This is a genomic window from Streptomyces sp. NPDC056222 (genome assembly GCF_042264065.1).
Taxonomy (GTDB): Bacteria; Actinomycetota; Actinomycetes; order Streptomycetales; family Streptomycetaceae; genus Streptomyces.
Genome location: NZ_JBHJTL010000040.1, coordinates 37206 through 50488 on the forward strand (window position 1 = coordinate 37206; position 13283 = coordinate 50488).

Here is a 13283-nt window from a genome sequence, read left to right on the forward strand (position 1 = left end):
TTGAGGTACCAAGATCCTCGACATGGACATCACGAACTCCGCGAACTCCGCGAACTCCGTCGTTTCCGTCAACTCCGCCCAGGTCGCGCCGCTCAAGCTCGCCGTCATCATCGCCAGCGACCGCGAGGGCCGCTTCGCCCCCGTGGTCGCCAACTGGTTCCTCGGCCGGACCGTCGAGCGCGACGACTTCACCGTCGACGTCGTCGACCTCGCCGAGGTCGGCCTGCCGACCTCCCTCTCGTACAACCCCGACCCCGCCGTCCGCGCCGAACTGGCCAAGGTCTCCCCGGTCCTCGCCGCCGCCGACGCCTTCGTCGTCCTCACCCCCGAGTACAACCACTCCTTCCCCGCCGCCCTGAAGTCCCTCATCGACTGGCACGGCTCCGAATGGCACGCCAAGCCCGTCGGCTTCGTCTCGTACGGAGGGATGTCCGGCGGACTGCGCGCCGTCGAGCAATTGCGGCAGGTCTACGCCGAGATGCACGCCGTGACCGTCCGCGACACGGTCTCCTTCCACAACGCCCACGGCCACTTCGACGAGGACGGGCGCCACAAGGACCCCACCCGCCCCGATGCCGCCGCCAAGTCGATGCTCGACCAGATCGCCTGGTGGGCGCACGCACTCCGCAACGCCAAGTCCACCCGTCCGTACGCGGCTTGAGGAGCGAAGGGAACCATGCTGTTCCGACTCGTCGCCGGCCGGCTGCGGCCCTACCGGCGCACCCTGGCCCTGGTCGTCATCCTCCAACTCGTCCAGTCCCTCGCCTCCCTCACCCTGCCCACCCTCAACGCCGACGTCATCGACAACGGAGTCCTGCGCGGCGACACCGCCCACGTCCTGTCCGGCGGCGGACTGATGGCCGCCGTCACCCTCCTCCAGGCCGCCGCGGCGGCCGCCGCCGTCTACTTCGGCGCGAAGATCGCCATGGGGGTGGCGCGTGACCTGCGCGCCGTCGCCTTCCGGCGCGTCCAGGACTTCTCCGCCCGCGAGATGAGCCGCTTCGGCACCGCCTCCCTCATCACCCGCACCACCAACGACGTCCAGCAGGTCCAGACGTTCGCCGTGCTCGTCCTGACGATGCTGGTCGCCGCGCCCCTGATGTGCGTCGGAGGCATCGTCATGGCCCTCGACCAGGACGTCCCCCTCGCCCTCCTCCTGCTGCTCTTCGTGCCGCTCATGGCCGGGGCCGTCGGTGCCGTCGTGCTGCGGATGCGGCCGCTGTTCCGCGGGATGCAGGAGCGCGTCGACCGGGTCAACCGCGTGATGCGGGAACAGATCACCGGCATCCGGGTCGTCCGGGCCTTCGTCCGCGACCGGCACGAGCAGCGGAGGTTCGGCGCCGCCAACGACGAACTGCGCGAGGTCGGCCTGCGGGTGGGCGGGCTCCAGTCCGTGATGTTCCCGATCGTGCTGATCGTCTGGGAGCTCGCGACCGTCGCCATCATCTGGGCCGGCGCCCACCGGATCGAGTCCGGCGCCCTGCAGGCCGGTTCGCTGATCGCGTTCCTCGGCTATCTGCTCCAGATCATGATGTCGGTGATGATGGTCCTCTTCCTGATGATGCACATGCCGCGCGCCGAGGTCAGCGCCGAACGCATCCAGGAGATCCTCGCCACCGAACCGTCCGTCACCCCGCCCGCCGCGCCCGTCCGAGAACTGCGCGAGGCGGGACGGCTGGAGATCCGCGACGCCGACTTCAGCTACCCCGGCGCCGAGGAACCCGTCCTCCGCTCGGTGAGCCTCACCGCCCGCCCCGGCCGCACCACCGCCGTCATCGGCTCCACCGGCAGCGGCAAGACCACCCTCCTCGGGCTCGTCCCACGCCTCTTCGACGCGACCGGCGGCGAGGTCGAGGTCGGCGGAGTAGACGTCCGCGACATGGACCGCACCCTGCTCGCCCGTACCGTCGGACTCGTCCCGCAGAAGCCGTACCTCTTCTCCGGCACGGTCGCGACCAATCTGCGGTACGGAAAGCCCGAGGCGACCGACGACGAGCTGTGGCACGCCCTGGAGATCGCCCAGGCCGCCGACTTCGTACGGAACCTCCCCGAGGGACTGGACGCGCCGGTCGCCCAGGGCGGCGCCAACCTCTCCGGCGGCCAGCGCCAACGCCTCGCCATCGCCCGGGTCCTCGTCGCCCGCCCCCGGGTCTACCTCTTCGACGACTCGTTCTCCGCGCTCGACTACAGGACCGATGCCCTGCTGAGAGAAGCCCTCGCCCGAGAGACCTCCGACGCGACCGTCGTCATCGTCGCCCAGCGCGTCTCCACCATCCGCGGCGCCGACCGGATCGTCGTCCTCGACCAGGGCCGGGTCGTCGGCAGCGGCACCCACGAGGAACTCATGCGGGACAACGCCACCTACCGGGAGATCGTCCTCTCCCAGATCACCGAGGAGGAAGCAGCGTGAGCGCCCCTCAGCGCCGTGGCCCCGCCGTTCAGCAGCGCGGTCCCGGCATCGCCACCCCGTCCCTCGAGCGGTCCCTGGACTTCCGCTCCTCCGGCCTGCGCCTGCTGCGCACCATGGCCCCCGAACGTCCGCGGCTGCTCGCCGTGTTCGCCGCAGCGGCGATCGGCGTCACGCTCGCCGTCCTCAGCCCGATGATCCTCGGCCGCGCCACCGACCTCGTCATCTCCGGCGCCGCGAGCCCGGCCGGTGTCGACTTCCGGGCCGTCGCCGGCGTCCTCGCCGTCGCCCTCGCCCTGGTCGTCGTCTCCGCCGGACTCAACTGGCTCCAGCAGCGGCTCGCCACGACCGTCGTCCAGCGGGCCGGCCACCGGCTGCGCGAGGAGGCGCAGCACAAGCTCGCCCGGCTGCCGCTCCCGTACTTCGACCGGCAGCCGCGCGGCGAGGTCCTCAGCCGCACCACGAACGACATCGACAACATCACCCAGACCCTCCAGCAGGCCTTCAGCCAGATGGTCCGGGCGCTGCTCACGCTCGTGGGCGTGCTGGTGATGATGTTCTGGATCTCCCCGCTGCTCGCCCTGGTCGCGCTGGCGACCGTCCCCGTCGCTCTGCTCGTGGCCGCCCGCATCGGCAAGCGCGCCCAGCCGCAGTTCGTCAAGCAGTGGGCCGTCACCGGGCGCCTCAACAGCCATGTGGAGGAGATGTTCACCGGCCACGCCGAGGTCGTCGCCTTCGGGCGGCGCGACGAGGCGGTGGCACGCTTCGACGAGCTCGGCGAGGAGCTGTACGCGGCGAGCTTCCGCGCCCAGTTCATGTCCGGCTTCATCCAGCCGGCCCTCACCTTCGTCGGCAACGTCAACTACGTCCTGATCGCCGTGGTCGGCGGCCTGCGGGTGGCGAGCGGGACGCTGACCGTCGGCGACGTCCAGGCGTTCATCCAGTACTCGTACGAGTTCAACGGCCCGATCACCCAGGTCGCGGCCATGGCCAATCTGCTCCAGTCCGGAGTCGCCTCCGCCGAGCGGGTCTTCGACCTCCTCGACGCGGAGGAGGAGTCCCCGACGGCCGCCGGAGCGCGACGCCCCGAGAGGGTGACCGGCCGGGTCTCCTTCGAGGAGGTGGCGTTCCGCTACGAGCCGGAGAAGCCGCTCGTCGAGAACCTGTCGCTGACGGTGGAGCCCGGCCAGACGGTCGCGATCGTCGGCCCGACCGGCGCGGGCAAGACGACGCTGGTGAACCTGCTGATGCGGTTCTACGAGGTGACGGGCGGCCGGATCACCCTCGACGGCGTGGACATCTCGGCGATGTCCCGGGAGGACCTGCGGTCCGGGATCGGCATGGTCCTCCAGGACACCTGGCTCTTCGGAGGCACGATCGCCGACAACATCGCCTACGGAGCAGGCGGCAAGGTCAGCCGCGAGCGGATCGTCGAGGCCGCCATGGCCGCGCACGCCGACCGGTTCATCCGCACCCTGCCCGACGGCTACGACACCGTCATCGACGACGAGGGCTCGGGCGTCAGCGCCGGCGAGAAGCAGCTGATCACCATCGCGCGGGCGTTCCTGTCCGACCCGGTGATCCTGGTTCTCGACGAGGCGACCAGCTCGGTCGACACCCGCACCGAGGTCCTCATCCAGCGGGCCATGTCCTCCCTCCGGGAAGGCCGCACCTCCTTCGTCATCGCGCACCGGCTCTCCACCGTCAGGGACGCGGACGTGATCCTCGTGATGGAGGACGGCGGGATCGCCGAGCAGGGCACGCACGAGGAGCTGCTGGCGGCGGGCGGTGCCTACGCCCGGTTGTACGCGGCCCAGTTCGCCGCGGCGGCCTGAGTACGGTGAGGGGGTGACCCTCGCACTGACCGTACTCACCACCACCGACAGCGCCGCCAAGGCACAGGAGCTCGCGCGCGGGGCGGTCGAGGCCCGCCTCGCCGCCTGCGCGCAGATCTCCGGGCCCGTCACCTCCGTCTACCACTGGCGGCAGGCGATCGAGACCGAGGAGGAGTGGCAGGTCCTCTTCAAGACGACCGAGGCCCGCTACGAGGCCCTGGAGGCCCACCTGCTGGCCGTGCACGACTACGACACCCCGGAGATCGTCGCCACGGCGGTGATCCGCGCGTCGGCCGCGTACCTGGAGTGGATCGAGGCCGAGACGACGGCGGTGCCCGCGGAATGACCGAGCTGCCGTTCTTCGTCTACGGCACGCTGCGGCCGGGCGAGTACAACCACGACCGCTTCCTCCTCGGCCGCACGGCGGCGGAGGAACCGGCCCGGCTCTCCGGGGCGTTGCTGTACGACGGGCCCGGCTATCCGTACGCCGTACCGGGAGAGGGCCTGATCGCGGGCGACCTGGTGACCGCCGCACCCGGGGAGTACGGCGCACTGCTCGCCGCTCTCGACCAGGTGGAGGGCGGGGCCGGGTACGAGCGGGCGGAGCGCCCGGTCGTACGGCTCCGGGACGGGGAGGCCGTCCGCGCCTGGGTCTACTTCGCGACGCCCGGCACCCCGTACGGCCCGCTCATCGGGGGCGGGGACTGGCGGGCTCGAGGCGGACCGCGCACACCTTGAACTCCGGCATCCGGGAGACGGGGTCGAGGGCGGGGTTGGTGAGGGTGTTCGCCCGGCCCTCGCCGGGCCAGTGGAAGGGCATGAAGACGGTGTCCGGCCGGATGGCGGTGGTGACCCGCGCGGGGGCCACCGACCGGCCGCGCCGTGAGACCACGGCGACCCGCTCGCCGTCGGCCACCCCGAGCCGCTCCGCGAGCCGCGGATGCAACTCGACGAAGGCGCCGGGCGCGGCCGCGTTCAGCTCGTCGACCCGCCGGGTCTGCGCCCCGGACTGGTACTGCGCGACGACCCGTCCGGTGGTGAGCACGATCGGGTACTCGGCGTCCGTCTCCTCCGCGGCGGCCCGATGCACGACCGGCACGAACCGCGCCCGCCCGTCGCCGGTCGCGAACCGGTCGAGGAAGAGCCGCGGGGTACCGGGGTGGGGCCGGGCCTCGGTCGTCGGGACGGCGGCTTCCGGCGCGCCGTCGGTCGCGGCTTCCGTCGTGGGGCCGCCTGCCGGGCCGGCATCCGCCGTCGGCTCCGGCTCCTCCGGGCAGGGCCAGAAGACGCCGTTCTCCTCGCGGATGCGGCGGTAGCTGATGCCGGAGTAGTCCGCCGGGCCGCCGGCCGAGGCGCGGCGGAGTTCGTCGAAGACCTCCTCCGGGTCCGTGGGGAAGCCCTTCTCCCAGCCGAGCAGACCGGCCAGCGCGTGCAGCACCTCCAGGTCGGTGCGGACCCCCTCCGGCGGGGTCAGGGCCCGCTCCCGGAGCAGCACACGGCCCTCCAGGTTCGTCGTGGTCCCGGTCTCCTCCGCCCACTGGGTCACCGGCAGCACCACGTCCGCCAGTTCCGCCGTCTCCGACAGGACGACGTCCGCGACGGCCAGGAAGTCCAGCGAGCGGATCCGCTCCTCGATGTGCGCGGCGCGCGGCGCCGAGACGACGGGGTTGGAGCCCATGAGGAGCAGGGACTTCACCTCGCCGCCCAGCGCGTCGAGAAGTTCGTACGCGCTGCGGCCCGGGCCCGGCAGCGACTCCGGGGCCACCCCCCACACCTTGGCCACATGCGCCCGCGCCGCCGGGTCGTCGAGCTTGCGGTAGCCGGGGAGCTGGTCGGCCTTCTGGCCGTGCTCCCGGCCGCCCTGGCCGTTGCCCTGGCCGGTGAGGCAGCCGTAGCCGGAGAGCGGCCGCCCGGCCTTCCCGGTCGCGAGGCAGAGGTTGATCCACGCGCCGACCGTGTCCGTCCCCTTCGACTGCTGCTCCGGGCCCCGCGCGGTGAGCACCATCCCGGTCTCCGCGTCGCAGAACATCCGCATCGCGTCCCGCAGCAGCGGCACGGGCACACCGGTGATCCGCTCGACCAGCTCGGGCCAGTGCGCCATCGCCCCGGCCCGGGCCGCCTCCCATCCCTCCGTACGCTCCCGGACGAACTCCTCGTCGACCCGCCCCTCGGCGACGACCAGGTGCAGCAGCCCGAGGGCGAGCGCGAGGTCGGTGCCCGGGCGGGGCGCGATGTGGAGGTCGGCCTGCTCGGCGGTACGGGTGCGGCGGGGGTCGACGACGATGAGCTTGCCGCCGTTCTCCTTGAGCTCGGTGAGGTAGCGCAGCGCCGGCGGCATCGTCTCGGCGAGGTTGGAGCCGACGAGGATCACACACCCGGTGCGGGGGATGTCCTCCAGCGGGAACGGAAGCCCCCGGTCGAGCCCGAAAGCCCGCTGGTGCGCGGCCGCGGCCGACGACATGCAGAAGCGGCCGTTGTAGTCGATCTGCGAGGTGGCCAGGACGAGCCGGGCGAACTTGCCGAGCGTGTACGCCTTCTCGTTGGTGAGGCCGCCGCCGCCGAAGACCCCCACGGCATCGGGTCCGTGGTCGGCGCGGGTCCGGCGCAGCCCATCGGCGACGGCGGCGAGAGCCTCCTCCCAGGTGGCCGGCACCAGGGCACCCGTGTCAGGGCATCGGACCAGGGGCCCGGTCAGCCTGACCTGGGAGGAGAGTACGGCCGGGGCTGTGCGGCCCTTGCCGCACAGCGCGCCCCGGTTGACGGGGAAGTCGGTCCGCTCCACCACCTCGACGGAGGCGCCCTTCGGGCTCAGTGACATGCCGCACTGGAGCGCGCAGTAGGGGCAGTGCGTGGGGGTGGTGACAGCCTCGTACATGCGGAAATCATGAGACGGGCGTGTTACGGGAGGCAGCGCGCCGGATTACGAGTCGTGCGCGTTCTGCTCCCTCGGGTACCGCGACCTAGGTGAGGGCTCGGGGGCGCCTGGTGGATCAGCCCCTGGTCCACCAGGCGCCGTCTAGCGCGCCGACGCGAGCGCCTCCGTCACGCCTTCCTCGCGCTCTCCGAGGAAGTGCGGGTCCGGTCGCAGGGCCGCGTCCACGGCCGCCTTGCCGGCGGCGACCAGCTCCCGGACGCCGCCGTAGTAGAAGACGGAGTCGTGCGGTTCGACGACCTTCACGCCGTACGACTCGATCCCGGCCGCCCGGCAGAGTGCCACGGCCCGCTTGATGTGGAAGTCCTGGGTGACGAGGACGGCCCGGTCGACGCCGAAGATCTTCTTCGCGCGGACGCAGGAGTCCCAGGTGTCGAAGCCCGCGTAGTCGCTGACGATCCGGCCGTCCGGCACCCCGCGCTCGGTGAGGTACGCGCGCATCGCGTCCGGCTCGTCGTACTCCACGCGGCTGTTGTCGCCGGTGACGAGGACGACCTTGACCTTGCCGGCGCGGTACAGCTCGGCGGCGGTGTCGAGGCGGTGGGCGAGGTACGGGGTGGGGCGGCCCTTCCAGAGGCCGGCGCCGAAGACGACGGCGACGTCCTGGGCGGGCACCTCGGCCGTGGTCCGCAGCCGGCTGTCGGCGACGGCGTGCGTCCAGGTGGCGGGCGCGAGGGCGAGGACCGCGCCCAGCATGACGGCCTGGACGGTACGGCGGCGGGCGCGGGTGGTGCGCGGCAGCGGTATCAGCCGCCTCAGCCGGGCGGCCGCCGCCCGGGCCGGTACACGTACGCCTCGCATGGAACCTCCGTCGATCTTGCCTGCCTCGTCACCCCTTTCGACGCGAATCGGCGCCGTTCGGTTCGTTCCCGCCGTGTTCGTTCCTGCCGTACAGCACGGCGGCGAGGGCGATGCCGAGCAGGGCGCCGAGGAGCTGCGCCCCGATGAATCCGGGCAGCGAGGCGGGGGCGATGCCGGTGAAGGAGTCGGAGAAGGCGCGGCCGACCGTGCCCGCCGGGTTGGCGAACGAGCCCGAGGAGGTGAACCAGATCGCCGCCAGGAGGTATCCGCCGACGACGACCGGGGCGAGCGCGGAACGGCCGATGCGGCGCAGCCCCTGGACGAGCAGGACGAGCCCGGCGGTGGCGACGGTCTCGCCGAGCAGCAGATGGGTGTCGGAGCGGACCTGGGTGGACCAGGTGCCGGGCGTCCGCCCGAACATGGCCTCGGCGAGCAGCGCGCCCGCGACGGCGCCGGCGAGTTGGGCGGCGAGGTAGACGGCGACCTCGCGGACGTCGGGGGCGTCCTCCTCGCCCCGCCGGGCCCACCACTCGGAGAGAGTGACGACCGGGTTGAGATGGCCGCCGGAGAGCGGGCCGAGGAGGGCGATGAGCAGGCCGAGCCCGAGGGCGGAGGCGAGCGAGTTGGCCAGCAGGCGCACCCCGACGTCCTGGCTGAGCGCGGCCGCCTGGATGCCCGACCCGACGACGACGGCCATCAGCGCGGCGGTGCCGACGAGTTCGGCGACGGCTCTTCGGGGGAGCCCGGGGAGAGGAGAGGGAATCATTCGCATGGTGGAAAAGATATTCCGCTAGATAAAAGAATGAGGGAGTGAGGGGGAGAACCGTACGATCCGCGCATGATCATGAAAGCCGTCCGCAACAACGCCGAGTGGTGCGAGGCCATGTGCCGCGCCCACGACCGGCCCGGGGCCTTCGGCCCGCGCGCCTGGACGAACACCCGCCGGACCCCGCTCTACTACCCGGACGCGGTGACGCTGACCGCCGACTCGTCCGTACGGGACGTCCTCGACGGCATCGACCGGAACGCCCCCGGAGCCTCCGTCAAGGACAGCTTCGCGCGCCTGGATCTGGCCGGTGAGGGCTTCCGGCTCCTCTTCGACGCGCAGTGGATCCACCGGCCCGGCCGGCTGCCCGCCCCCACCGTCGACGCCTCGGCGGACACGGACTGGCGGCAGGTCCGCACTCCGGAGGAGCTGGCAGCCTGGGCGACGGCCTGGAGCGGCGGGGACGCGGACGAGTCCGCGCTGTTCCGCCCCGAGCTCCTCGCCGACCCGGCGACGAAGGTCGTCGCGGGGTACGGCGCCGACGGCGGGATCGTCGGCGGCGCGGTGCTCAGCGACAGCGGCCCGGTGACCGGAGTCTCCAACCTGTTCACCGCCGACGGTCTCGATCCGACCGTGACCTGGGCGGGCTGTCTGACGCTGGTGGACGACGGCACCCCCGTCGTCGGCTACGAGTCCGGTGACGACCTGGCACCCGCCCTCGCTCTCGGCTTCGAGGAGATCGGGACGCTGCAGGTCTGGCTCGACACCGGCGCCTGACAACGCGGGTGGGCGGACGGTGAGCCCATGGAAAACGATCGTGACCCCCACGCAACGGGGAGGCAACGCGCCGGGGTCAGGATCGGTTCATGACGGAGCCGGACACCACGTTCGACAGCACCGCCGAGCTGCTCGGCCGCATCACCGCGCAGCTCGGCGACCAGCTGAGCCACCTCCCCCCGACGAGAACGGGCAGGCCCATGAACAGGCCGCCGAGCAGGCCCACGAGCAGGTCCGGGGGTACGCCCGGGGGCGCGCCCACCCTCATCGCCGTCGGCCACGGCAGCCGCGACCCCCGGGCGCGCGCCACCCTCGCCCTGCTGCTCGACCGGGTCCGCGAGCTCCGCCCCGGCCTCGACATCCGCCTCGCCCACATCGAGCTGAACGCCCCGCTCCTCACCGACACCCTCGCGCGCCACCCCGGCGGGGACGCCGTCCTCGTCCCCCTGCTCTTCGGCCGCGGCTACCACGTCAAGCACGACCTGCCCGCCGCGGCCGCCGCCGCACCCGCCGTGCGCACCCGGATCGCCGCCCCGCTCGGCGCACACCCCCTGCTCGTCGAGGCGCTGGCCGACCGGCTCGCCGAGGCCGGCTGGACCTCCGCGGACAGCGCGTCGCGCTCCACCGGAGTCGTCCTGGCCGCCGCCGGCTCCCGCGACCCCGAATCCCTCGCCGACATCCGCCGCACCGCGGCCCTCCTCGGCGAACGACTCGGGGGAGTGCCCGTCGTCCCCGCGTACGCCTCCGCCTCCGCACCCACCGTGCCCGAGGCCCTGCGCACCCTCGCCTCCCGAGGCCGGCACCGGATCGCCGTCGCCTCCTGCTTCACCGCCCCCGGCCTCTTCGCCACCCGCGCCACTGCCCACGCCCCCTGGATCGCCTCCGCCCCCCTCGGCGCCCACCCCGCACTCGCCCGCCTGGTCCTCCACCGCTACGACCAGGCCGTCGCACTCCTCGGCTCCCGGCAGGAACTGATGTCCGCCTAGCCCCGTGTGTCGGTTCCGCCGGATACCTTCGGTGCATGGAAGGCATCACGGACACCCCCGGCTACGACGACACCGCGACCGACCGCTGGGCCGCAGAGCCCGACAAGAGGCCAGGGCGGACCGCCTTCCAGCGCGATCGCGCGCGCGTGCTGCACTCCAGCGCGCTGCGCAGACTCGCCGGCAAGACCCAGGTCGTCACCCCCGGATCCCGGAGCCACGCCTGGGACGCCAGCCCCCGCACCCGGCTCACCCACTCCCTGGAGTGCGCCCAGGTCGGCCGTGAGCTCGGCGCCGCGCTCGGCTGCGACCCCGATCTCGTGGAGGCCTCCTGCCTCGCCCACGACATGGGCCACCCGCCCTTCGGGCACAACGGCGAGCAGGCCCTCAACGACTTCGCCAAGGACTGCGGCGGCTTCGAGGGCAACGCCCAGTCCCTGCGCCTGCTCACCCGTATCGAGCCCAAGCGGTTCATCGCCGACCCCGCCACCGGCGAGCCCGTCAGCGTCGGCCTCAACCTCACCCGCGCCGCCCTCGACGCCGCCACCAAGTACCCCTGGCCCCGCGGCGGCCATCCCGAGGACCCGGACTCCCCGAAGTTCGGCGTGTACGAGGACGACATCCCCGTCTTCCTCTGGGCCCGCCAGGGCGCCCCCGAGCACCGCAAGTGCTTCGAGGCCCAGGTCATGGACTGGTCCGACGACGTGGCGTACTCCGTCCACGACTTCGAGGACGGCCTGCACGCCGGACACATCGACCCGAACATGCTCTTCTCCGAGGCCGAGCGCGCCGACATCTGGAGCGTCGCCGTCGGCCGCTACGTACCGTCGGACACCGACCCGCAGGAGCTCGCCGAGGCGCTCGACCGGCTCGTCGACCAGGAGTGGTGGCCGCACGGCTACGACGGATCCGCCGTCGCCCAGGCCCGCCTCAAGGACGCCACCAGCCAGCTCATCGGCCGCTTCTGCCTCGCCGCCGAGGGCGCCACGCGCCAGGCGTACGGCTCCGGACGCCTCACCCGGTACGCCGCCGAGCTCGTCGTCCCCCGCGAGACCCGTAACGAATGCGCCGTTCTCAAGGCCGTCGCCGACCGGTACGTCATGCAGCGCGCCGAGCAGGAGGCGCTCCGCGCCGACCAGCGCATCGTCCTCGCCGAACTCGCCGAGGCGCTCACCGCCCGCGCCCCCGAAGGCCTCGACCCGCAGTTCCGCGCCCTGTTCGACGCGGCCGGCGACGACCGCTCACGCAAGCGGGTGATCATCGACCAGATCGCCTCACTCACCGACGCCTCCGCCCGCACCCTTCACGCCCGTCTCCGCCCCCGCCGTCCGTAGGGGACCCCGCCCCCTTCCCCGATCACGCTCCGTGCGGGACGCTCGGCGGAGGGCCCGAGGCGGTACGGCTCGCCGAACGCCCGGAGGCGTAGCGTAGAAGCGGTCGCAACGAGGAGGCATCAAGTGGTCGACGCAGATCAGACCTTCGTCATCGTCGGCGGGGGCCTGGCCGGGGCCAAGGCGGCGGAGACGCTCCGTTCCGAGGGGTTCACCGGCCGAGTGATCCTCATCGGCGACGAGCGCGACCACCCCTACGAACGCCCACCCCTCTCCAAGGGCTATCTCACCGGCAAGGAGGAGCGCGACAGCGTCTTCGTCCACGAGCCCGCCTGGTACGCCCGCGCCGAGGTCGAGCTCCACCTCGGGCAGCCCGTCACCGTCATCGACCGGGAGGCCCGCACCGTACGCCTCGGCGACGGCACCACCATCCGCTACGACCGGCTCCTCCTCGCCACCGGCTCCGAGCCGCGCCGCCTCGACATCCCCGGCACCGGCCTCGCGGGCGTCCACCATCTGCGCTGGCTCGCCCACGCCGACCGGCTGCGCCACGTCCTCGCCTCCCTCGGCCGCGACAACGGCCACCTGGTGATCGCGGGCGGTGGCTGGATCGGTCTGGAGGTCGCCGCCGCGGCCCGTGGCTACGGCGCCGAGGTCACCGTCGTCGAGTCCGAGCCCACCCCGCTCCACCAGGTCCTCGGCCCCGAGCTCGGCCAGCTCTTCGCCGATCTCCACACCGAGCACGGCGTCCGCTTCGTCTTCGGCGCCAGGCTCACCGAGATCGTCGGCCAGGACGGCATGGTCCTCGCCGTCCGCACCGACGCCGGCGAGGAGCACCCCGCCCACGCCGTCCTCGCCGCGATCGGCGCGGCCCCGCGCACCGCCCTCGCCGAGGCCGCCGGCCTCAACCTGGTCGACCGCGCCCACGGCGGCGGCATCGCCGTCGACGCGTCGCTGCGCACCTCCGACCCCGAGATCTTCGCGGCCGGCGACGTCGCCGCCGCCCACCACCCGCTCCTGCACACCCGGCTGCGCGTCGAGCACTGGGCCAACGCCCTCAACGGCGGCCCGGCCGCGGCCCGCGCCATGCTCGGCCAGTCCGTCTCCTACGACCGTGTCCCGTACTTCTTCTCCGACCAGTACGACCTGGGCATGGAGTACTCGGGCTGGGCGCCGCCCGGCTCCTACGACCAGGTCGTGCTGCGCGGCGACGTCGGCAAGCGGCAGTTCATCGCCTTCTGGCTCAAGGACCGCAAGGTCCTGGCCGGGATGAACGTGAATGTGTGGGACGTCACAGAGCCGATCCAGCAGCTCATCCGCGCCCAGTCCCCGGTGGACACCGAGGCCCTCGGCAATCCCTCCGTCCCGCTGGAGAGCCTCGTCCCCTAGTCCGGACGCCGACGACAGCGTCTTCCGCGGGGGACGACCGCCCGGACCGCCGTAGACTTCCT

The 13283-nt window shown here is 72.8% G+C and carries 12 protein-coding genes; 9 read left to right on the plus strand and 3 right to left on the minus strand.

What is annotated here, in order from left to right:
* Positions 1-22 precede the first annotated feature (22 nt).
* The 5 genes from ACFC0D_RS20085 to ACFC0D_RS20105 are packed head-to-tail and all read left to right on the plus strand — an operon-like array spanning position 23 to position 4980.
* Positions 23-661: an NADPH-dependent FMN reductase gene (locus ACFC0D_RS20085; RefSeq protein WP_376437509.1), complete on the plus strand. Its 639-nt coding sequence runs from the start codon at positions 23-25 to the stop codon at positions 659-661.
* Positions 662-676: 15 nt separating this feature from the next.
* Positions 677-2410: an ABC transporter ATP-binding protein gene (locus ACFC0D_RS20090; RefSeq protein ID WP_376437512.1), complete on the plus strand. Its 1734-nt coding sequence runs from the start codon at positions 677-679 to the stop codon at positions 2408-2410.
* Positions 2407-4242, plus strand: a complete 1836-nt coding sequence (locus ACFC0D_RS20095) for an ABC transporter ATP-binding protein (protein ID WP_376437515.1) — start codon at positions 2407-2409, stop codon at positions 4240-4242. Before ACFC0D_RS20090 ends, ACFC0D_RS20095 begins: the two co-directional genes overlap by 4 nt.
* A 13-nt stretch (positions 4243-4255) precedes the next feature.
* Complete coding sequence (gene cutA / locus ACFC0D_RS20100; RefSeq protein ID WP_376437518.1) at positions 4256-4588, plus strand: divalent-cation tolerance protein CutA; 333 nt, start codon at positions 4256-4258, stop codon at positions 4586-4588.
* Positions 4585-4980: a gamma-glutamylcyclotransferase family protein gene (locus ACFC0D_RS20105; RefSeq protein ID WP_376437521.1), complete on the plus strand. Its 396-nt coding sequence runs from the start codon at positions 4585-4587 to the stop codon at positions 4978-4980. The genes cutA and ACFC0D_RS20105 overlap by 4 nt, the downstream gene beginning before the upstream one ends.
* Here the strand turns inward: ACFC0D_RS20105 and ACFC0D_RS20110 are convergent.
* The 3 genes from ACFC0D_RS20110 to ACFC0D_RS20120 all read right to left on the minus strand — a co-directional run bounded on the left by ACFC0D_RS20110 (position 4931) and on the right by ACFC0D_RS20120 (position 8747).
* Entirely contained in the window at positions 4931-7117 is a 2187-nt protein-coding gene (locus tag ACFC0D_RS20110; protein ID WP_376437524.1) for a molybdopterin oxidoreductase family protein, read from the minus strand. The genes ACFC0D_RS20105 and ACFC0D_RS20110 overlap by 50 nt on opposite strands.
* Before the next feature lie 141 nt (positions 7118-7258).
* Positions 7259-7975 carry a vancomycin high temperature exclusion protein gene (locus tag ACFC0D_RS20115; protein WP_376437526.1) on the minus strand — a complete coding sequence of 239 codons (717 nt, stop codon included), beginning with the start codon at positions 7973-7975 and terminating at the stop codon, positions 7259-7261.
* 28 nt (positions 7976-8003) lie between these two features.
* Complete coding sequence (locus tag ACFC0D_RS20120) at positions 8004-8747, minus strand: aquaporin (protein WP_376437529.1); 744 nt, start codon at positions 8745-8747, stop codon at positions 8004-8006.
* 66 nt (positions 8748-8813) lie between these two features.
* Between ACFC0D_RS20120 and ACFC0D_RS20125 the strand changes: the two genes are divergently transcribed.
* From ACFC0D_RS20125 to ACFC0D_RS20140, 4 genes are all read left to right on the plus strand, one after another.
* Positions 8814-9518 carry a hypothetical protein gene (locus ACFC0D_RS20125; RefSeq protein ID WP_376437532.1) on the plus strand — a complete coding sequence of 235 codons (705 nt, stop codon included), beginning with the start codon at positions 8814-8816 and terminating at the stop codon, positions 9516-9518.
* A gap of 89 nt (positions 9519-9607) precedes the next feature.
* Complete coding sequence (locus ACFC0D_RS20130) at positions 9608-10504, plus strand: sirohydrochlorin chelatase (protein ID WP_376437535.1); 897 nt, start codon at positions 9608-9610, stop codon at positions 10502-10504.
* A 35-nt stretch (positions 10505-10539) separates the two neighbouring features.
* Positions 10540-11835 (plus strand): deoxyguanosinetriphosphate triphosphohydrolase, encoded by a 1296-nt coding sequence (locus ACFC0D_RS20135; protein ID WP_376437538.1) that lies wholly within the window; start codon positions 10540-10542, stop codon positions 11833-11835.
* A 123-nt stretch (positions 11836-11958) separates the two neighbouring features.
* The gene (locus tag ACFC0D_RS20140; protein WP_376437540.1) at positions 11959-13221 is read left to right on the plus strand and encodes an NAD(P)/FAD-dependent oxidoreductase; all 1263 of its coding nucleotides are present in this window, start codon (positions 11959-11961) and stop codon (positions 13219-13221) included.
* Positions 13222-13283 lie beyond the last annotated feature (62 nt).

Bases quoted from the DNA above. Each gene is read 5' to 3' on its own strand.
- ACFC0D_RS20085 (WP_376437509.1), top strand. From the start codon at position 23: ATGGACATCACGAACTCCGCGAACTCCGCGAACTCCGTCGTTTCCGTC.
- ACFC0D_RS20115 (WP_376437526.1), bottom strand. From the start codon at position 7,975: ATGCGAGGCGTACGTGTACCGGCCCGGGCGGCGGCCGCCCGGCTGAGG.
- ACFC0D_RS20130 (WP_376437535.1), top strand. From the start codon at position 9,608: ATGACGGAGCCGGACACCACGTTCGACAGCACCGCCGAGCTGCTCGGC.
- ACFC0D_RS20110 (WP_376437524.1), bottom strand. From the start codon at position 7,117: ATGTACGAGGCTGTCACCACCCCCACGCACTGCCCCTACTGCGCGCTC.
- ACFC0D_RS20090 (WP_376437512.1), top strand. From the start codon at position 677: ATGCTGTTCCGACTCGTCGCCGGCCGGCTGCGGCCCTACCGGCGCACC.
- ACFC0D_RS20105 (WP_376437521.1), top strand. From the start codon at position 4,585: ATGACCGAGCTGCCGTTCTTCGTCTACGGCACGCTGCGGCCGGGCGAG.
- ACFC0D_RS20120 (WP_376437529.1), bottom strand. From the start codon at position 8,747: ATGCGAATGATTCCCTCTCCTCTCCCCGGGCTCCCCCGAAGAGCCGTC.
- ACFC0D_RS20125 (WP_376437532.1), top strand. From the start codon at position 8,814: ATGATCATGAAAGCCGTCCGCAACAACGCCGAGTGGTGCGAGGCCATG.
- ACFC0D_RS20135 (WP_376437538.1), top strand. From the start codon at position 10,540: ATGGAAGGCATCACGGACACCCCCGGCTACGACGACACCGCGACCGAC.